The organism is Paenibacillus sp. 598K, assembly GCF_003851045.1.
Taxonomy (GTDB): domain Bacteria; phylum Bacillota; class Bacilli; order Paenibacillales; family Paenibacillaceae; genus Paenibacillus_D.
Genome location: NZ_BFBX01000016.1, coordinates 223,461 through 241,860 on the forward strand (window position 1 = coordinate 223,461; position 18,400 = coordinate 241,860).

The window sequence follows — 18,400 nt, forward strand, 5'->3', positions numbered from 1 at the left end:
TCGGAGTACGCAGACACGCCCTAGTATACCATAGTTTCAACGCTTCCTCATAACGGCTGCAGCCTGTCTGTAGACCGCATCGAGCGTGCGCATGACCATCTCGCAGCCCTGATCGAGATCAGCCAGCTGAGCCCGGATATCCTCGAGCGGGATGTCCTGGCCATAAGCGGCGCTGCTCTGCCGCAGATCGTCCTGCAGCTCCGAGTTCATGTAATGAATCTCCGTGTTGCGTCGCTTTCGCAGCCGCGACATCGGCTCACGGTATCGCTCCTTGATCCGGGTCAGCTGCTCCGTCAGACGAGGTTCGCTGCGCCGCTCCTGCATGACGCGCAGGACAGTAAAGTAAGAATAGTGCTTTTTGATATCTCCTGTTCCCAGCTTCAGCCATTCATTGAGGAAGGTGCCGAGCTTGTCCAACAGCGCAAAGACGCGGATGAATGCATTTTTGTCGAAATAGATGTGCCGATAGTAATCCATCGTCTCCTCTGTGCTCATCCCGCTCAAATAGCGGGAGGTCACGCGCTCGCCGTAACGCCGGGCGGCATATTGGCTCTGCTCCAGCTCATCGAGCGAGCCGAGCAGTCCAGCGGTCCAGATCTCCAGCTTGCGGTAGAGATGCTGGTCAGCATCGCCCGTGGCGATGCGCTTCTGCAGCTGCGACAGATACAGCTCCATCTGAGTAATCGCTTCGAGCAGCAGACCGCCCGTGTGGCGCGGCTCCTCGCCAAATAAAAATCGCAGCACTTCTGCTCCCCCTCGTCGTCAATAGTGGCCTTTGATGCGCATGGTATAGGATACCCTGCTCCAGCTTATACAAAACCGCCACGCCTGTGAAGGGTGACGGTTCGAGGGGAGCAGGCAACCCTGCCCTATCTGCGGCGCAGCTTCCAGGTGCGGATCGCCAGCTCCGCCAGCAACGCAAACAAAATCGAGATGATGACGTTGTGCAGCAGACTGGTGAAGATATACACCTGATCATAGCCAAGCGTAGCGGTGACGAGCGCACCGCTCAGCACCTGAGTCAGCACTAGCCCGAAAGTCCAGGCGGCAGTGCGCTTGAGCCCGGCGTGCGCTGCTGGCTCCCTATAGATGCGATAGGCGAGCACGGCAATCAGCAGGAAGATGATCAGCGCCGCTACCCGGTGGACAAAGACGAGACCGGCAGCACCGCTCATCTCGGGGATCAGCTCGCCGTTGCAGAGTGGCCAGCCCGAGCAGCCGCCGGCTGATTTGGTATGGCGGATATAAGCGCCGATATAGACGACGATATAGATATAGCCGAAGATCGCCCAGGTAAGCTTGTACAACGATCGCGGCAGCTCTGCCCGATGATAGGCAACAGCGCTCCCCCGCTTCATCCGGTACGCCCAGATGACCAGCAGCATCGTGCTCGCGAAGGCCAGCAGCGAGAAGCCGAAGTGAAGCGCCATGACCGGCGGCGATTGCGGCCACTTGACGGCAGCTGCGCCGAGCAGCGCCTGCAGGATCGTGAAGAACAAGGCGCTCGAGGCATAGAAGACCGGCTCGCCTTCGCGACGATGCTTCGTCAGCGTGATGATAAAGACCGCCAGCACCAGGAAGCCAACGATCGCGCTGACGACCCGATGAGAGTATTCCAGCATCGATTCCAGTGTATATGCAGGGATAAATTTGCCATGACATAATGGCCAATCATCACCGCAGCCCCGTCCTGAGTCTGTGTTGGTCACCAGCGCTCCGGCCAAGAGAACAATCAGCATGCCGATGCATGCGGCGATGATAAGCACGCGAAAGCGCTTTGATACCAAAACTATCACCACTTCTTGTCGAATTGAATCCTAAACTATTATAGCGATAAGCGCCGCCAAAAGCCATGTTGAAAATGTGACAATCCGCATTAAAGCAGCGAAGAAGGGCGTCCCCTGGTCACCTGGTGACCTGGAGTCGCCCCTCTGTCATGCCTTATCGATTGGCCTGTTCCCTAACCTTAGTTCGGCAGCGCTTCGGCAACCTGCAGCGCGCGGTCGACGAATTGCTCGATCTCCTCACGCGACTTGCGCAGCTTGTTGACGAAGCGGACGACCTCCTGCCCCTTGCGGAAGGCGATAAAGCTCGGGATGCCGAGGATATTGAGCTCGCTGCACAGCGCCTCCAGATCGTCCCGGTCCAGCTCTACGAAGTCGACCCGTCCCGCATAGTGCGCCTCGACCTCCGGCATGAACGGTTCGATGTAATGGCAGTCCTTGCACCAGGTCGTCTTGAAGACGGCGACGGTCAGGCCCTCTTGGGCGATTTGCTCGCGGAATGCGGCCTCTGTATCAATCTTTCGCATGTTCGCTTGCCTCCTGTTCGTTGTAACTAAAATTCGCGTTCAAGGACCAGATACTTCTCGTCCTCGGCGAAGCTGAATTGGTCCCAGTAGACGGTGCCGCCGAGCGCAGTCATATATTGACGGGCAGGTACGTACAGCGTGCCGCCGATGACCGTCGCGGGGAACGACCACGTCTGATCCTCACCATTAACCGTCACGCGGTTACTCCCCTTGCGGAATTTCAAGTATGCCCCGGTGGCTGGATCAAATACGTCATAGGTGCCGCTCTCCTCCAGATACGCCATCCGCGCTCCCAGCAGATTCGTCGTATCTCGCAGCGGGATGAGCGTCAGCCCCTCCGGCGTCAGGATCGGCGGATTCGCATCATAGCCCGGGTACAGCTCGACCGTCTGCACCGCCATTCCCATCTGGCGCATCAGATCGTTCATGAGCGAACCTTCCTCGAACTGCTTCACCAGCTCGTAGGATGGCATCTCGAACAGCGTCTCGAGCGACAGATCGTTGCGCGCCGTCTTCAGCGGCTCCGGCTTCACGGCGCCGTTCACATTCCATTGCTCGCCGCTCGTTCGGATGACGATGCCCTCGAACGGGAAGTCCGTTCCCCACTCGTCCTCCGCCGGGAACGAAGGCTTGAACACGAGCTCCGTCGCTGTCTTGCGGATGTCCAGCTTGCTGTCGACGTACAGCTCGGTCTTGAAGGTCGACTCCGGACCGAGCAGCTGCTCGATCGACTCCGGTTCTTCCTCCTGCGCCGTACGCAGCTCCGTCTGCAGCTCGCCAAGGAAGCCCAGTACATCCGCTACCGTTTCCTGGATCAGCTCCTCCTGGGACTGCTCCGTGTCCAGCTCCTCCGCGAACGGCGTGGCCAGACCTGCAGCCTCCCATACCTCCGCATCGTCGGCGAACAACGTCATGATCGCTGTCACCAGCTCAGTCAGACCATCCTCATCGGCGATCAGCGCATCGAGGTAAGCGTGGATAAGCGGCAGCACCTCGTCGCCGCCGATCTCGGCCTGGACGCGCATCGTCTGCAGCGTCTCGCCATTGACCTCGGCTTGTGCGGGAGCGACGGACAGCTTGGTTGGATTCGGGAGATTATCGATCGTATAATTGCCTATGTAATCCAACAGCTGTGTCCCGCGCTCCATCAAGGAAGCCTGTGTCTCTTCATCCAGCTCCTCCAGCTCGCTGCTCTCGGACAGCTCTAGCTCGGCTAGGTCAAAGTAAAACGCCCGCTTCGAGCCCTCCAGTTGGAGCCGCGCACGATCGCCAGCAGAGACCAGATCAAACGTCATGCTCTTGTCGCCCATCGACAGCTCGCCCTTCACGGACAGATTGTCCGAATCCTGCATGCGGATGTCCGAGAACTCCAGCTTCATCTGGCTGAGCAGCTCGGCCATCGCCGCTTCGTCCTCACCCATCTGCTCCAGTGCCGCTTCGCGGAACAGCAGCTGCACCTCGATCTGCTGCTTGCCCTCCATCGACGTTACCTTCATCGTCTGCTTGAGTACGGCATTCAGTTCCAGTCCGCCTACCGCCTGGCAGCCAGCGACGATGACCAGGATCGCCGATAGACATAACGCAGTCCAGGTTCGCTTGCTCCAGCTCTTCCTTGTTCTCCCCATCCTCTTCCTCCTTTGGGCGTTTGCCTGTTTTGGGATCCTCGTAACACAGAATGAAATAATGGTTGTGCTGTCATTTTACCACGGCACGGGGCGCCAATGAAAGGACGAACCGCGTACCGACAGCCAATCTGCCCCGCCACTGTCTTTACAAGGCCTATACACGGCCTTTTCAGCCCCGTCCTGCGCTTGTCTAGGCGCGGCCTTCATGCCGCTTGCACACAACCATGGTGGTACAGCCAAAGCTCAGCGGCCGCTTGCCCCCCGCACGCGAGCGGGCACGAGCCGCAGCAACCGGCCGAACACCTTGCGCAGCGGGCCAGGGAAGCTCTCGACATCACTCTCCCTGACGACACGCAGGACGATCAGGAGCAGCAGATAGAGCCCCATCATAGCGAGTCCGGCTACCGCTGCCGTCGTCAGATAGGCCAGACGGTCCGGCCATCCGCGCAGCAGCTCGCGCCCGGCCCAATCGAGGCCGTAGCCTGCCACCCCGGTGAACGCGATGACCGCGAGATAGGGCAGCCAGCGGCTGCCGAGCACCTGGAGCTTGACGACGCCTCTGATCGTGCGCAGATTAAGCATGCCGATCACGATGAAGCAGAGCGTCGAAGCAAGGATCAGCCCATAGACGCCGAGCAGCGGCGCGAGCGCGATGCTGCCGACGACCTTGACCGCGATGCCGAGCAGCGTATGCTTCATCGGCGCCCTCGCATTGCCCATGCCGAACAAGGTCGAGTTGCTCGTCATCATCGTAATCTGGAAGATCGTACCCGCCGTCAACGCGGCGACGATGCCGCCGCCGCTTGCATTCTCGAAGATCGTGCCGGTGACCGAAGTCGCCGCCGCAGTCAGCGCCAGCGCTGCCGGCACGCCGGTGAACAGGACGATCCGCATGACGAGCGAGGTCTGGCGCTGCACCTCCTGCAGATTGCCCACCGCATAAGCCGAGGAGATGACCGGGATGATCGACGTGCTGAGAGCGATCGCCAGGATCGGCGGGATGCCGGCCAGCGCCTGCGCCTTGATCGTCAGTGCCTTGAGCGCGGCATCGGCTGCCTCCGCCGTGTAGTAGCCGCCGGTGAGCGGGATGAATAAAAAGGAATCCAGCGTATAGATGAGCTGAACGACCATCGCGGTCAGAACGATCGGGATCGACATCCGGAACATCTCGCGATAGATGGCCCGGTACTTCAGCGAACGCTGCGGCGTCGACGGCTTGGCGGCGCGCGCGCCGGCCTCGGCAGCATCCTGACGCTTCAGCTTGTAGCCGTACCACAGCATGACGGCAAAGGCGCCGACGCTGCCGAAGACGCTGCCGAAGGTAGCGGCGGCGGCGATCCATTCCTGATCGTAGCCAAACGAGACGAGGATAAGCGCCAGACCGACGCCTGTGACGACGCGCAGGATCTGCTCGATAATCTGCGAGATACCGCCAGCGGTCATCATCTGTCTCCCCTGGAAATACCCGCGCATCATCGCGATCACCGGGAACAGCAGCAGCGCCGGCGCGATCGCCTGGACTGCCAGCGTCGCGCCGGGGTTCTGGGCGAATCGCTCCATGACGAACGGCGCGGCCGCGAACAGACCGAGCGACATGACGAGCCCCGCGCCGATCCCGAACGCCAGCGCCGCCCGGTAGATCTGCTTGGCCTCGTCCACCCGGCCTTGGGCATAGCGCTCCGACACCATCTTGCTAATCGTGCTCGGCAGACCGGCTGTCGCGATCGCCAGCAGCAGCAGATACGTATTGTTGGCTTGTCCGAAGTAACCGCCGCCGGCATCGTCAAAAATAAAATCGAACGGTATCCGCTGGAACAGCCCGAGAAACCGGGCCACGAGCGCTGCGGCCGCCAGCACAATCGTGCCTTTGATCAATGAATCCTTCTTTAACATAGCTGTTTGACTCCCGCTTTCTTATCTCAGATCACCAACCAAATAATAAACAGCGCAATCATGACCGTCTGCAGCAAAATCTTGACGACCGTGCTAGTGAACAGGCCAACAACCGAGCCGAAGCCGACGCGCAACGAATGGTCAAATGTGGCCCGGACCATTAACTCGCCGATCACCGCTCCGATGAAAGGACCAAGCAGCAGGCCGATCCCCGGAATAACGAACGGCCCGATCAGCACGCCGATCGTACTGCCGATCACCGAGGCCCGCGAACCGCCGAACCGTTTGACGCCCCAGGCATTAACCGCATAATCGGCGATGAACAGCGCCACCACGATCAACGTCTGCAGCGCCCAGAACACCCAGTTGAACGGCTCGAAGCTGACCATCAAGCCGTAGACGAAAAAAGCGCCGTAAATAGCCAGCGCCCCGGGCAGGATCGGGAATATCGCTCCCGCCATGCCGACGACAAATAATAGGATGACCAACACCCATGCGACGATCTCCACGATATGACCTCCGATACCAGACTACAAAACCGTTACTCCGCGCGACTGTCGCCGAAGATGTACGTCTCGATGACGCGTGCGATCGCATGCTCATTGTTGGAGACAGTCACCGCATCCGCTGCGGCCTTGATCGTCTCCTGTGCATTGCCCATCGCGATGCCAAGCCCAACCTCGCGGATGACGGCCAGATCGTTCAGGCTGTCGCCGACAGCGATCACCTCCGACATCTCGATGCCGAGCATCCCGCACACCTCGCGGACGCCGTTCGCCTTCGAGACACCCTCGGGATTGATCTCCAGATTAGTCTCCGACGAGTTGGTGATCTCCAGCCCGCCCCAGCGCTCGACCTCGCGGCGGATCGCCGCCCGCGCCTCGTCGTCCGGCGTATCGAAGCCGAACTTCAGCCAATGCTTGTCTTCGATCGTCTCGCCCGGCGCCAGCCAGCGCTCGGCATTGTAGATATCCTCGACGGCATAGGCCCAGTACCAGGCATCATGCGTCTGAGCCAGCTCGCGCAGCCTGCCGACGATGCTCTCGGCCAGGTAGGTTCGTCTGTACAGCACATGCGGGCGATGCCAGATCTCGCCGCCGTTGATCGTCACCATCGGCGTCGTCAGCTCGAGCTGCTCGGCATACGGCAGCGCGCTTCGGAAGCCTCTTCCCGTGGAGAAGATGACCGTGACGCCAGCATCCAGCGCCTTGCGTATCCATTTGGCATTCTCCTCGCTGATCTCGCTTCGATCATTGAGCAGCGTACCGTCCATGTCCAATGCTAACAGTTTGTACTTGTGATTCATCAGGCGCCTCCTTAACAACACAATAGCCTAAGTTTATCACATTCCGCCTCTTTTCCATATAGCGGACGGCCCGAGCGGCGCTTAACCCAAAGGCCGGACATCGTCATTGCCGCACCCCCGACCAAACGACGGAGGCGAGGAGCTTGATCGCTCCCCGCCTCCAGTGTCCGTCACCTTTACATTAATCCCTCGGAACGCCGTTACTTCAACCCTTCGACGATCGTCTCGATATTATGACGCATCATGCCCACGTACGTATCGCCCGCTTCGCCCGGCTTGCCGAGCGAGTCGGTGTACACCTCGCCGACGATCGGCACCCCCGAATCGCGCGACACCGACTCCATGCTGCGCGGATCGACGCTCGTCTCGACGAACAGCCCTTTGACCTCACGCGACTTGATCTGATCGACGATGCGCTGCACCTGGGACGGCGTGCCCTGGCTCTCTGAGTTGATCTCCCAGATATAGCCCGCCTCGATGCCGTAAGCGTCGCTGAAGTACTTGAACGCCCCTTCGCTCGTCACCAGGAAGCGCTGGTTCTCCGGAATTTCCCGGAATGTCTCCACAGCCTTGTCATGCAGCTGCTGCAGCTCGGCGACATACCTCTCCGTATTCGCCGCATAGTCTGCGCTGTTGTCAGGGTCCAGCTCGCTGAGCGCAGCCTGTGCGTTCTCGGCATAGCGGATGCCGTTGCGCAGATCGAGCCACGCGTGCGGGTCGCTCTCCCCTTCATTGCCAGCCTCGGTCAGGTACTTGACCTCCACGCCTTCGCTGATCAGGTACACCGGCGCATCATCGCTGTCCTTGCCTGCCGTCTCCAGCAGCTTCTCGAACCAGGAGTTGCCGGCTTCGAGGTTCATCCCATTGTAGAACACCGCATCTGCGTCCGCAGTGTTCGTCACATCGGCCGGACGCGGGTCGAACTCATGCGGATTGGAGCCGACCGGCGCCAGCGAGATCACCTCGACATGGTCGCCGCCCACCTGCTTGACGATATCGTAGACGATCGAATAGGTCGTTACGACCTTCAGCTTGCCCTCTCCCTCTGGCTGGTTTGTTCCCCCGCCTTCCGAGCCGGTCGCTGCCGGACCATTGTTGGCGCAGCCGGCCAACAACAGCGCCGTCAGCAGTCCGGCCCATAGGAGGCCCCCTCTTTTTTTCGTATGCGTGCGTTGCTTCATCTTTTCCTCGCTCCTTGTCTTGAGTAGATATTATTGGCCAAGCGCCTGTCCTCTCACCCGTTCCCGCTGCCGCCGCTTGCGCAGCGACTTCATGAGCACCCCCTGCTTCGGCGAGAGCACGAAGACGGCGAAGAACATCGCGGTCGAGGCGACGACGATCGTCGCGCCGGAGGCCAGATTGTAGACGTAGCTGAAGTACAGTCCGGCTACCGCCGCCAGCGTACCGAACAGCGCCGATAGGTAGAGCATGACCCATAGCCGATCCGTCAGCAGGTAGGCCGTCGCCGCCGGGGTGATCAGCATCGCGACGACGAGGATGATCCCTACCGTCTGTAGAGATGCGACCGTCACCATCGTCAGCAGCGTCATCAGCAAGTAATGGATCAGCTTGACTGGCAACCCGTACGCCGCCGACATCGTCGCGTCGAACGTGCTGATGAGCAGCTCCTTGTAGAACAGCACGATAGCGCCGACGACGATCACCCCGATGGCGAGCGTAAACCACATCTCGGACGGACGGACCGCCAGCACATTGCCGAAGAGGATATGGTACAGGTCGGTGCTGCTCTTCATCATCGTGATCAGGATAATGCCGATCGCGAAAGCAAAGGTGAACAGGATGCCGATCGAGACGTCATGCTTGATGCGGCTGTTCTGACTGACGAAGCCGATGCCGACCGCAGTCAGCACCCCGGTAATAACGGCGCCGATGAAGAAGTTGATGCCGAGCATATAGGAGAGCGCGACGCCTGGCAGCACCGCATGCGAGATCGCATCGCCCATCAGCGCCATCCCCCGCAGGATGATAAAGCAGCCGATAACGCCGCAGATGATGCCGACCATGACTGCTGTTATAAGCGCCTTCTGCATGAAGCCGTAGTTCAATAACGCCTGGATAAATTCCATCAGATGCTCACCCCCAGCTCACGCATAAAGGAAAACTCGCCCCGGTACGCCTGCGACATTACTTCCGGGCGGAATACCTCGTCGACCTCGCCAAAGCCGACCAGCTCGCGATTGATCAGCAGCAGCTTGTTGAAATAATCGTTTGCCTTGCTCAAGTCATGGTGCACGACGACAATCGTCTTGCCACGCGCTTGCTGCTCCTTGAGGATCTGTACGATCGTCTGCTCGCTCACCAGGTCGACGCCGACGAACGGCTCATCGAGGAAAAATAACTCTGGCTGCTGCGCTAGCGCCCGCGCCAGAAAGACGCGCTGCTGCTGGCCGCCGGACAGCTCGCCGATCTGGCGGTTGCGGAAGTCGGCCATGCCGACCTGCTCGAGGCAGTCGGCCGCCCAGTCGCGCTCCCGCTTGCCCGGACGACGGAACCAGCCGAGCATCGGATAGGTGCCTAGCAGCACCGTATCGAGCACCGTGATCGGGAAGTGCCAGTCAATCTCGCTGCGTTGCGGGACATAGGCGATCCGCTGGCGCAGCTCGCGGATCGGTCGGCCGAGGAAGGCGATCTCGCCGCGATCGCGCGGGATCAGATGCAGCAGCGCCTTCAGCAAGGTCGACTTGCCGGCGCCATTGGGTCCGATGATGCCGACCAGATTGCCGGCGTCCAGCTCGAAGCTGACGTCGCGGATCGCTTCTACGCCGTTGTAGGAGACATGTAGATGCTCAACAGATATCGCTATGGTAGTCGCTGTTGTATTCATCGTCATTGGATTTCATCCTTCTTTCATGGGTTGTGCCTGCGTTCAGGACAGTAGCAGTGTGCCGATCAGGCTTGCAGCAGCATGAGCAGCACGAACAAAATCGTCATTATTCCGCGTTGCAGCGGCGCCGGGAGCTGGAGCTTCATCGATCGTCCCTCCTTCTTCCACGAACCTGATATTTTTGCCCAAGAGAATAAAAGTTACCCCAAGCTATGATTATTAACCTTATGCCTCTTTTTTTATATTATACAAAAAAGTTTCTTTAGTGCAACATTTATTTTAAAAAAAAGGTCGATAGCCCGTCAAATCGGCTATCGACAACTGGTTCATATCTGGTTGTCCTATCTATTGCTCTGTCTGCCCCGTCTCTTGTCCGGTCTGCTGCTGCAGCTTCGGCACGCCGGACAGTCCGTAATAGTCGTCGTACGCATCGAAGATCTGACGAGCGATTGGCGCAGCGCCATAGCCGCCGGAGCCGCCCTCCGGGACGACAACGGCGACGGCGAGCACCGGATCCTTAGCCGGCGCATAGGCGATGAACACGGCGTTCTCGACCTTCTTTCCCGCCACCTGCTGCTCGGAGGTGCCTGTCTTGCGCAGATACGTATAGTCGACGCCCTCGAACCCTTGCGAGTTGACCTTGCTCATGCCGCGCTCGATGATATTCCAGTAGGCGTCAGGGATGTCGATCGTGTTCAGCACCTCCGGCTCGAAGTCTTGCACGACATTGCCGTCGCTGTCGGTGATCTTCTCCACGAACTGCGGCTTCATCCGCTGGCCCCGACTCGCCAGCGTCGCAGTATACTGTGCGAGCTGCAGCGCGGTATATCGCCCCTGCTGGCCAAACGAGGCGCGGATGAGCGCCGACTGCGAGCTGGCCGTCTCCGCCTCATGGAAGTAGTCGACGACGCCCTTCGATTCGCCCGGCAGCCCGCTGCCGGTCAGCTCGCCGAGGCCGAATTGCTTCATGTAGCGATCCCATAGCTCGACGCCCTTGGAGCCGTCGCGTGCGTTAAGCCGGTTGCCGATCATCTCGGCCATAAACGTATTGGATGATTTCTCGATGGCCCGAGCGCCGTCCATCGCGCCGTAAGCTCGACGTCCCGCATTCTGGATCGAGGTGCGGTGCGTGCCCTCGCGGCCAAAGTAGAAGACGCCGCGGTCGTTATACGTCGTGCCCGGACCGAACAGCTTCTCGTTGAGGCCGATCAGCACGGTGAGCGGCTTCATCGTCGAGCCGAGCGGCACGAGCGAGGACGGATGCTTGGCCCTCTCATCCGGGTCCTGATAGTTCGCGTATACCTGGCGGATCGCTCCATTCAGGTAGACATACTCGATGTCGCGGAAGTCGTCGCTGCTGATGCTGCCGCCCTGCCATACGTTAGGGTCATAATCGGGCATGCTCGCCATCGCGACGATCTTGCCGGTCTTGACCTCCATCGCCACCGCTAGCCCTGACTTGGCATGCTGCGCCCGCTCCTGACGGCGCGACGAGGTGCGCAGTTTCTCCAGGTGATTCATGATCGCCTCTTCTGTGCGGAGCTGTACCTCGCGATGGATCGTCAGATGGAGGTTATTGCCCTTCTCCGGACTCGTCGTCTCCATTGGACCGACGATATGGCCTCTCGCGTCGATCGGGTATTCCTTCAACCCGTTGCGGCCACGCAGCACATCCTGATACATGTACTCCAGGCCATCCATGCCGACGTCCTCGATGTCCTGGTATACGTCACGCGCGTCCACAGCCTTGTCGCTGTCCTTGTAGCGCTCGACCGATTCCTTGACGCCTTTATACTTCTTCAGGTAGCCGACCAGTTGCACAGCGATTGTATCGGTATCGTAATGGCGTATGCTGTCCTCCATAATATCTATGCCGGGGAACTGATCGCGATTTTCCGAGAAGTAGGCGATCTCCTCCTTGGTCAGGCCAGACTTGATCCGGCGCGGGGTCGAAGCATTGTTCATCCGGTAATTCAGATCCAGCTGCTTGATGATCTCGTCGAGCTCCATCCGATACTCGGGATCGCCGAAGCGCTCGAAGACGTCGTACAGCTTCTCGGCAAAGGCCTGGCCCTGCTTGGCGTCGATCCCCGTCTGCACCTGATAATAGAGCGACAGCATCGACGTCGAGTAGGCGATCTCCTTGCCCGAGGCATCATAGATATTGCCGCGGATCGGCGGGATCGTGTATTTGCCGTTCGTCAACCGCGCCTTCTCCGCCGCATAGTCCGGCCCCTCCACGAACTGCAGCACCGCAAGCCGGATGATCAATATGCAGAACAACAGAAACGTACTAAAGAAAAAGATGTTCAGCCGAAACGAGAATCCCCGTCGCTTGGCGGCTTCCCGCTTATGCGGATCATCGGTATACCCATTCACTTGCGTTCCCTCCCAAAAACCATTGCTAAGCGTCGCGAATATGCGTGGCGTCAAAGTCCGGCGGGTTAAACCAATCCCCCGAACGCGCCCATGTCGCATCGAGCGGAATCCAGCCATACGCCACCCGCACCTCATTCCAAGCATGAGGGCCGAGGTTGCCGCCCTCTCCGCCCATCCCGGTGACGACGCGCACATCCAGCCCGATCGAGCGCGCCATTACAGCATACAATCTGGCGACGTCGATGCAGACGCCCATTCGCGTGTCGAACGTATCCTGAGGCGTCTGCTCCCGCCATCTGCCGTGGTCGATATAGTCGTTCGCCTTGTCCCAGTCATAAGCGATCCGGGTGCCGACCCAGTCATAGAGCGCTCGCGCTCGCGCCTCCTCATCCGTCAGCCCTGCCGTGACGTGACGGGCGGCCTCGCCGATCTCCTCTGGCACCGCATGGTCGACAATCTCATAGCGGCGCTGCAGCATCTGGCGGAACTCGGTCTCCACCGCCTTGGTGATGACCGGGCCATGTCTCATCAGCAATGGCCCTGCGAACGGCGCGATCAGCCGATCCGTCGCTTCCCGATAAGTCGGCGAGTCCTGGATCTGCGCTGCCAGCGGCCCCGTCGGCAGCAGCGTCACATAGATGAAGAGCAGCGCCAGCACGACGAAGGCTCGGCCTACGCCATGCACGGCGCCGATCGCCGCTCCGGTGAGCCGGCTCGCGAATCGCGCCAGCGCCCCGGTAGCTGCCAGCCCCTCCACCCGGTCGTCTTGACGGCGCAGGACGATCGGCGTCAAGAGCGAGAACAAGCCGCGCAGCACGACATACGCCAGCAGGAACAGCACGCCGAAGCGCAGCAGCGCGAAGTCGCGCAGCCCGGTGACGAAGGCGTACCACAGCTGCTGCAGCGTATTCATCGCTTCATCGGGGATCCGGATATTGCGGTCGATCAGCCAGCGCTGCAGCCGCGGAGAGGCCAGGCTCGCAGCCTGGGCTGCGAGCAGCAGCGAGACGGCGATCCATACCGCCTCCCAGAGGAAGCGGAACAGCCGCTTCGCCGAGCCGGACGCGCCATAGTACAGCCCCTGGACGAGCGAGCTGGCCATGACGAGCAGCAGCAAGACAACGACCCATTCCAGTCTCGACAGCAGCTTGTACAGCACATAGTCCATTTCCGTCCATCTCTCTCCTCTGCTTGCCCTCTTAATTGCGCTGACGAGCTTTAATCGCGCCGTTAGCCAGTGTTAGCTCTGCTGCTTGGCTTGCTCGATCAGATTGCGCACCGTCTCATCGATCTTCCACTTGCCGAGCGAGGTGCCCCGATAGGTGACGCCTACTTCCTCCGCGCCATTGGTCCACTCAAGCGTCAGCGTCGGCGTCGCTACCGTATGCGTTCCGTCGCCGTTATTCGTATAGACGGCCTTGTCGGCCTCCCCGGCCATCGCCTGGAGCGCCTCTTGCTTTACGGTGTCGGCGACCTGCGAGCCGATCGTGCGCAGATCGTCGAGGCTCTTGTTCAGATCCTGCAGATTGTAGCCGCTGTATGCGATGACGGCGATGATGATGACCGCGACGATCGCCCACTTGATGACGGTGCGGACCACCTTGACGACGATCAGCAGCACCAGCAGCGCGATGAGCAGCATGAGCCAGTTCTCCTGGAAAAATAAAGACCATGTTTCCCAATCATACTTCATTGTTAATTTCCCCCTCTAGATCGCCATTCTGTTGCGCAATTTTTTGCTCCTTCTCTATACGTCGTTCTTCCGATGACGTTGCACTATCCTTCATTATACCTTACGGGGCAGACAGCGTAAACGCGGGCTGCTTTTCATCGGGCGGTTGGCATATCCGCTCGTCCGCAGGCGTACAAGTTATATGAGGTTGATCAAAACGTCGGTTTGGAGGCTTCGGTGTATGAAAACGGCCATCTGGCTTTACTTGTTTCTGTTCGTCGCTTTTTTCGACCTGCATGCGCAGTACCCGATCCTGACGCCGTTCGCCATCTCGATCGGCGCAGCGCCTTCTTTTATCGGGCTAATGATGGGCATCTACTCGCTCACACATCTGCCGGGCAACTGGATCGCCGGGTTCAGCGTCGACCGCTACGGCAGCCGCATCTTCATCGTCTTCAGCCTGATGACGGCCGGCATCATCCTGCTGCTGCAAGCGCGCGTCACCGACCCGTGGCAGCTGCTGGCGCTCCGCTCGCTTAGCGGCTTCGTGCTCGCCTTTCTCTCGCCCGCTTGCATGGCGCTGCTGGCGCGTCTGGCGACCAACCAGACCGAGCAGGGCAAGCTGATGGCCGGCAACTCGCTCGTCCATACGCTTGCCTCGGTCGTCTCGCCGGCGGCCGGCGCCTTCCTGGTCGCCAAGATCGGCTTCCACATCGCGTTCTTCCTGCTCGGCGTCCTGCTGATCGTCATCTCGCTGTGCGCGCTCTTCTTCATTCGCGACGTGCCTGCCTCAGAGACACCCTCTACCGATGCCCTCCTGGCCGCCGACGCGCCGACCGGTCCGTCTGTCCCTGTGCCCTTGGTCGTCTATTTGCTGCCGATCGCCATGGCGTGCGCCCAAGGCATCCTCTCCTTCGAGCTGCCGCTGCTCGCAACCAACGCCAACGCCATGATGACGACCGGACTGCTGTTCTCCGTCGTCAGCTTGGGCGCGCTCATCACGCTCAGCATGCTGTTCCTGAATCGCTACTCCGCTTATCAACGCTCGCTCTGGGGCGCGCTGATGCTGGCGATCACCTACTTTGCGCTGGCCATGCAAGCGCCGCTGCCGGTCTGGTCGCTGCTGCTCGCGCTCGGGATGGCCAAGGGCATCATCTTCCCGGCCCTCTCGACGCTGCTCATCCAGCTTAGCGGCGGCACTCGCTACGGACGCACATTTTCGCTGCTGTCCATCGCCTTCTCGATCGGCGCCTTCCTCGGGCCGATGCTGGCCGGGCAGCTGCGGGAACAGGTGTCTCCTTACCTCCTCGCCTTTGCAGTGCTGATGCTGGCCGTCGCGCTGCTCCCCTTCTACGCCATCCGTCCACCCCGCCCGATCCAGGCCTGAGCTGCTGCCGCTCCTCGCGAGCGGCAGGGTGTACCTCCGCGCCTCCTCCGGGTACAATAAGGGATGAGGTGAGTATCCATGGCTGTCGCAATCATCGTAGAAGGCAAAAACGACCGGCGGCGACTGCGCCGCTTGCTCGCCGAGGAGGTGGACATCCACTGCTCCTTCGGCACCCCCGGCACAGATCAGATCGAGCGGCTGCTCCAGCAGACCGAATACCGCGACGTCTTCCTGTTTATGGACAATGACGCCTCTGGCAAGCGGATCCGGGGCAAGCTGCGGGACGCCTTCCCCGATGCCGAGCATATCTACACTCGGCGCAGCTACCCCGGGGTTGAGCATACGCCGGTCGAATACCTGATCGAGCAACTCGAAAAGGCGGGACTCGGCGAGTACATCGTGTACCCGGATGCCGGTCCCGCCCCAAGATGGAGCAAAGAGGATCAGATCTGAAGCATGAAAATAACGAGCGTCACGCTGACAACGCTGAGCAGCGTCGACAGAAAAACCGCCTGCGAGGAAAACTCGGGCTCGTTGTCAAACTCGACAGCGAGCAACACGCTGCTCAGCGAGGTCGGCACCGCCGAAGAGACGATCAGCGCCGCCGCCATTAACCCATCAATGCCAAGCGCCCAGACGACCAGCGCGGCCAACGCCGGACCGGCCAGCAGCCGCAAACAGCAAGAGAGGCCAACATCGGTGAGGAGCGAGCGGTTGATCCGCCACTTCATGCTGCCGAGCTGGACGCCCAGCGTCAGCAGTGCCGTGCCGATGAAGGCGTCGGCCATATAGTCGATCGGCGTCTCCACGAACTGGGGCACCGGCACCGCGAAACCGCGCATGAGCAGCGCGATCGGGATGACGTACAGGATCGGCATCGACAGGATCGTCCGCCAGACGGCCCGCAGGTCGCTGCGATGCGCATTGACGCTATAGATGCCATAAGTATTGGGCAGCAGCGACTGCATCATCATGACGATGACCTGAATCGCCAGCGTATCCGGATTGCCGCTGAAGGCAAGCTGGTTGATCGGGATGCCGTAGTTGGCGCTGTTGTAGAACAGCACGCTGTTGCGCATCGCTGCCCGCATCCCGCCCTGATAGCGCCTCAGTCTTACGACGACCTCCAGCACGGCGTACTGCAGCGCCATGAACAGGACGAAGAACAGCAGCACCTTGCCCATGACGCCGAGCGTAATGTTCGTCGTATACAGCAACTTGAAGATAATCGCTGGGGAGAATACATAAAAGTTCAGCTTGGACAACGTCTTGATGTCCAAATGAAAAGCCCGCATCATTACGACGCCGATGGCGATCATAACCGATAGCGGGAGCACATTGTTCATAAGAATATGCCAAAAAATAGTCATGCAAGCTTCTCTACTTTCTGAATTATGCCGATCCGTTCGTCGTTATAATCATCACGATGAAGGTCAGCATCAGATAATTAATGGAAATGATGAAATTGGTCTTGGCCCAGCGCTCATGGTTCTGCTCTCGTAATCCGACGAGTGTATGCCAGAGCCAGACCGCCCCGCCGAGTAGCGTAACGACCAGATAGACCAGATTCACGTACCCGTAATGATACAATGCAAAACCGGCCGGCAACAGCAGCAGCACGTAAGGAATCATCTGCAGCTTGGTGCGGTGAATCCCCTTCACAACCGGCAACAGCGGAAAGCCTGCCGCCCGATACTCCTCTACTCGGCGAATCGCCAGCGACCAGAAGTGAGCAGGCTGCCACAGGAACAGCAAGGCAAATAAAATCCATGCGCCAGCATCTACCTCGCCCGACACTGCGCAATAACCAATGACCGGCGGCATCGCGCCCGACACCCCGCCAACCGAGGTGCTCCAGGTCGAGGTCCGCTTTAGCCACATCGTATAGATGACGATATAGACGAACATCCCCAATAGCGACAGCCATCCTGCCAACGGATTTACCAGCAGGAACAGGATGAGCGCTCCCGCGATACCAAGGAAAATGCCGTAACCCAGCACAAAGCCCGGCCGCATCCTGCCAGCAGGCAGCGCACGGTCTCGGGTACGAGCCATTTTGGTATCCAGCTCCCGGTCCCAGTAGTTGTTAATCACGCATGAGCTGGCCATCGTAAGCGCAGAGCCCAACAGCATCCACATCAGCAGCCACCAGTCGATACTCCAGTTGGATGCCACCCAAAAACCGCCAAAAGCGGCAACCAGGTTGAGACGAATAATGCGCGGCTTCGTCAAGGCCACTAAATCCTTTAACACGGCGAGCCTCCCAATTCATATCCATCCAGCGCAGCAGACACGCTATCCAGTAAGTCAATCGTTCTTAATCATACCGAAAAAACAACCCTTTGACAATGTTTGCGGCTGCTGTTCATTAGATTGCCATGAGTGTGTCCTTTCACTCCAAGTTTGATGCGAGGGCTTTTTTTCAAATTGCTGGAACCTTTTCACAGACGGCCCAATACTATGTCACTATAGGTTGCCGCCTAGGGTCGGACGATCGGCGATCGGCAGCCTCTAAGCAATCAAGTCCGAAGTGGGGATGGGAGTGACGAATCCATGGCCGTGATCAAGACCAATGAGGCAGAGATCAAAATGCTGGCGCGGCTCATGCGCGCCGAAGCGGAAGGGGAAGGCGAGCTGGGCATGCTTATGGTAGGCAATGTCGGCGTCAATCGGGTCCTAGGCAACTGCATCGACTTCCGCAACATCCGCTCCATTCCTCAGATGGTGTTCCAGAATCCCGGCGGCTTTGAAGCGACGCAGAAGGGATACTTTTACCAAAACGCCCGAGAAAGAGAGATCCGCCTGGCCCGCCGCGTAGTCAACGGCGAGCGGCAGCATCCCGCCTCCAACGCCTTGTGGTTTTTCAGGCCGGCCGGCGATTGTCCGGCAACCTGGTACGACCAGGCCAATACCGGTCGATTCAAGGCGCATTGCTTTTTTGCGCCGACCTATGATGACTGCCCGGATGTGTACTAGAAACAA

At 59.5% G+C, this 18,400-nt stretch carries 18 protein-coding genes; 3 read left to right on the forward strand and 15 right to left on the reverse strand.

The features are described 5' to 3' along the window. Positions 1 to 36: 36 nt before the first annotated feature. From PA598K_RS07715 to PA598K_RS07775, 13 genes are all read right to left on the reverse strand, one after another. On the reverse strand, positions 37 to 744 hold the full coding sequence (locus tag PA598K_RS07715) for a Cthe_2314 family HEPN domain-containing protein (RefSeq protein WP_128656376.1): 708 nt from the start codon (positions 742 to 744) through the stop codon (positions 37 to 39). Positions 745 to 869: 125 nt separating this feature from the next. Continuing rightward, positions 870 to 1,796, reverse strand: a complete 927-nt coding sequence (locus tag PA598K_RS07720; RefSeq protein WP_307719871.1) for a COX15/CtaA family protein — start codon at positions 1,794 to 1,796, stop codon at positions 870 to 872. A 170-nt stretch (positions 1,797 to 1,966) separates the two neighbouring features. Then, positions 1,967 to 2,311 carry a thioredoxin family protein gene (locus PA598K_RS07725; protein WP_128656378.1) on the reverse strand — a complete coding sequence of 115 codons (345 nt, stop codon included), beginning with the start codon at positions 2,309 to 2,311 and terminating at the stop codon, positions 1,967 to 1,969. A 26-nt stretch (positions 2,312 to 2,337) separates the two neighbouring features. Beyond that, the gene (locus PA598K_RS07730) at positions 2,338 to 3,936 is read right to left on the reverse strand and encodes a copper amine oxidase N-terminal domain-containing protein (protein ID WP_128656379.1); all 1,599 of its coding nucleotides are present in this window, start codon (positions 3,934 to 3,936) and stop codon (positions 2,338 to 2,340) included. A gap of 243 nt (positions 3,937 to 4,179) precedes the next feature. Next, positions 4,180 to 5,829, reverse strand: coding sequence for a putative polysaccharide biosynthesis protein (locus PA598K_RS07735; RefSeq protein ID WP_128656380.1), 1,650 nt, complete (start codon positions 5,827 to 5,829; stop codon positions 4,180 to 4,182). 26 nt (positions 5,830 to 5,855) lie between these two features. Next, positions 5,856 to 6,338: a DUF456 domain-containing protein gene (locus tag PA598K_RS07740; RefSeq protein WP_128656381.1), complete on the reverse strand. Its 483-nt coding sequence runs from the start codon at positions 6,336 to 6,338 to the stop codon at positions 5,856 to 5,858. Positions 6,339 to 6,370: 32 nt separating this feature from the next. After that, positions 6,371 to 7,135, reverse strand: coding sequence for a Cof-type HAD-IIB family hydrolase (locus PA598K_RS07745; RefSeq protein WP_128656382.1), 765 nt, complete (start codon positions 7,133 to 7,135; stop codon positions 6,371 to 6,373). 200 nt (positions 7,136 to 7,335) lie between these two features. Further along, positions 7,336 to 8,316 carry a metal ABC transporter substrate-binding protein gene (locus tag PA598K_RS07750; protein WP_128656383.1) on the reverse strand — a complete coding sequence of 327 codons (981 nt, stop codon included), beginning with the start codon at positions 8,314 to 8,316 and terminating at the stop codon, positions 7,336 to 7,338. Positions 8,317 to 8,346: 30 nt separating this feature from the next. Beyond that, positions 8,347 to 9,222 carry a metal ABC transporter permease gene (locus PA598K_RS07755; RefSeq protein WP_128656384.1) on the reverse strand — a complete coding sequence of 292 codons (876 nt, stop codon included), beginning with the start codon at positions 9,220 to 9,222 and terminating at the stop codon, positions 8,347 to 8,349. Then, positions 9,222 to 9,986 carry a metal ABC transporter ATP-binding protein gene (locus PA598K_RS07760; protein WP_260405308.1) on the reverse strand — a complete coding sequence of 255 codons (765 nt, stop codon included), beginning with the start codon at positions 9,984 to 9,986 and terminating at the stop codon, positions 9,222 to 9,224. The genes PA598K_RS07755 and PA598K_RS07760 overlap by 1 nt, the downstream gene beginning before the upstream one ends. A gap of 339 nt (positions 9,987 to 10,325) precedes the next feature. Next, the gene (locus PA598K_RS07765; protein WP_128656385.1) at positions 10,326 to 12,359 is read right to left on the reverse strand and encodes a peptidoglycan D,D-transpeptidase FtsI family protein; all 2,034 of its coding nucleotides are present in this window, start codon (positions 12,357 to 12,359) and stop codon (positions 10,326 to 10,328) included. Between the two features lie 25 nt (positions 12,360 to 12,384). After that, entirely contained in the window at positions 12,385 to 13,527 is a 1,143-nt protein-coding gene (locus PA598K_RS07770) for a transglutaminase domain-containing protein (RefSeq protein ID WP_128656386.1), read from the reverse strand. Positions 13,528 to 13,599: 72 nt separating this feature from the next. Beyond that, positions 13,600 to 14,052: a hypothetical protein gene (locus tag PA598K_RS07775; RefSeq protein ID WP_128656387.1), complete on the reverse strand. Its 453-nt coding sequence runs from the start codon at positions 14,050 to 14,052 to the stop codon at positions 13,600 to 13,602. Positions 14,053 to 14,272: 220 nt separating this feature from the next. On the opposite strand from PA598K_RS07775, the gene PA598K_RS07780 reads away from it, so the two are divergent. Both PA598K_RS07780 and PA598K_RS07785 read left to right on the forward strand, forming a co-directional pair. Continuing rightward, positions 14,273 to 15,418 (forward strand): MFS transporter, encoded by a 1,146-nt coding sequence (locus PA598K_RS07780; RefSeq protein WP_128656388.1) that lies wholly within the window; start codon positions 14,273 to 14,275, stop codon positions 15,416 to 15,418. Between the two features lie 78 nt (positions 15,419 to 15,496). After that, on the forward strand, positions 15,497 to 15,871 hold the full coding sequence (locus PA598K_RS07785) for a toprim domain-containing protein (RefSeq protein ID WP_128656389.1): 375 nt from the start codon (positions 15,497 to 15,499) through the stop codon (positions 15,869 to 15,871). On the opposite strand, the gene PA598K_RS07790 is transcribed toward PA598K_RS07785, so the two are convergent. Further along, positions 15,862 to 16,788 (reverse strand): AEC family transporter, encoded by a 927-nt coding sequence (locus tag PA598K_RS07790; protein ID WP_128656390.1) that lies wholly within the window; start codon positions 16,786 to 16,788, stop codon positions 15,862 to 15,864. The genes PA598K_RS07785 and PA598K_RS07790 overlap by 10 nt on opposite strands. A gap of 22 nt (positions 16,789 to 16,810) precedes the next feature. Further along, positions 16,811 to 17,671: a heme o synthase gene (gene cyoE / locus PA598K_RS07795; RefSeq protein WP_128656391.1), complete on the reverse strand. Its 861-nt coding sequence runs from the start codon at positions 17,669 to 17,671 to the stop codon at positions 16,811 to 16,813. 300 nt (positions 17,672 to 17,971) lie between these two features. Between cyoE and PA598K_RS07800 the strand changes: the two genes are divergently transcribed. After that, complete coding sequence (locus PA598K_RS07800; protein ID WP_128656392.1) at positions 17,972 to 18,394, forward strand: cell wall hydrolase; 423 nt, start codon at positions 17,972 to 17,974, stop codon at positions 18,392 to 18,394. The last annotated feature ends 6 nt before the right edge of the window (positions 18,395 to 18,400 follow it).

Excerpts from the sequence above, each read along its gene's own strand:
- PA598K_RS07750 (WP_128656383.1), bottom strand. The coding sequence starts at position 8,316 with ATGAAGCAACGCACGCATACGAAAAAAAGAGGGGGCCTCCTATGGGCC.
- PA598K_RS07785 (WP_128656389.1), top strand. The coding sequence starts at position 15,497 with ATGGCTGTCGCAATCATCGTAGAAGGCAAAAACGACCGGCGGCGACTG.
- PA598K_RS07800 (WP_128656392.1), top strand. The coding sequence starts at position 17,972 with ATGGCCGTGATCAAGACCAATGAGGCAGAGATCAAAATGCTGGCGCGG.
- PA598K_RS07780 (WP_128656388.1), top strand. The coding sequence starts at position 14,273 with ATGAAAACGGCCATCTGGCTTTACTTGTTTCTGTTCGTCGCTTTTTTC.
- PA598K_RS07725 (WP_128656378.1), bottom strand. The coding sequence starts at position 2,311 with ATGCGAAAGATTGATACAGAGGCCGCATTCCGCGAGCAAATCGCCCAA.
- PA598K_RS07730 (WP_128656379.1), bottom strand. The coding sequence starts at position 3,936 with ATGGGGAGAACAAGGAAGAGCTGGAGCAAGCGAACCTGGACTGCGTTA.
- PA598K_RS07745 (WP_128656382.1), bottom strand. The coding sequence starts at position 7,135 with ATGAATCACAAGTACAAACTGTTAGCATTGGACATGGACGGTACGCTG.
- PA598K_RS07760 (WP_260405308.1), bottom strand. The coding sequence starts at position 9,986 with ATGACGATGAATACAACAGCGACTACCATAGCGATATCTGTTGAGCAT.
- PA598K_RS07790 (WP_128656390.1), bottom strand. The coding sequence starts at position 16,788 with ATGACTATTTTTTGGCATATTCTTATGAACAATGTGCTCCCGCTATCG.
- PA598K_RS07735 (WP_128656380.1), bottom strand. The coding sequence starts at position 5,829 with ATGTTAAAGAAGGATTCATTGATCAAAGGCACGATTGTGCTGGCGGCC.
- PA598K_RS07755 (WP_128656384.1), bottom strand. The coding sequence starts at position 9,222 with ATGGAATTTATCCAGGCGTTATTGAACTACGGCTTCATGCAGAAGGCG.
- PA598K_RS07775 (WP_128656387.1), bottom strand. The coding sequence starts at position 14,052 with ATGAAGTATGATTGGGAAACATGGTCTTTATTTTTCCAGGAGAACTGG.
- PA598K_RS07770 (WP_128656386.1), bottom strand. The coding sequence starts at position 13,527 with ATGGACTATGTGCTGTACAAGCTGCTGTCGAGACTGGAATGGGTCGTT.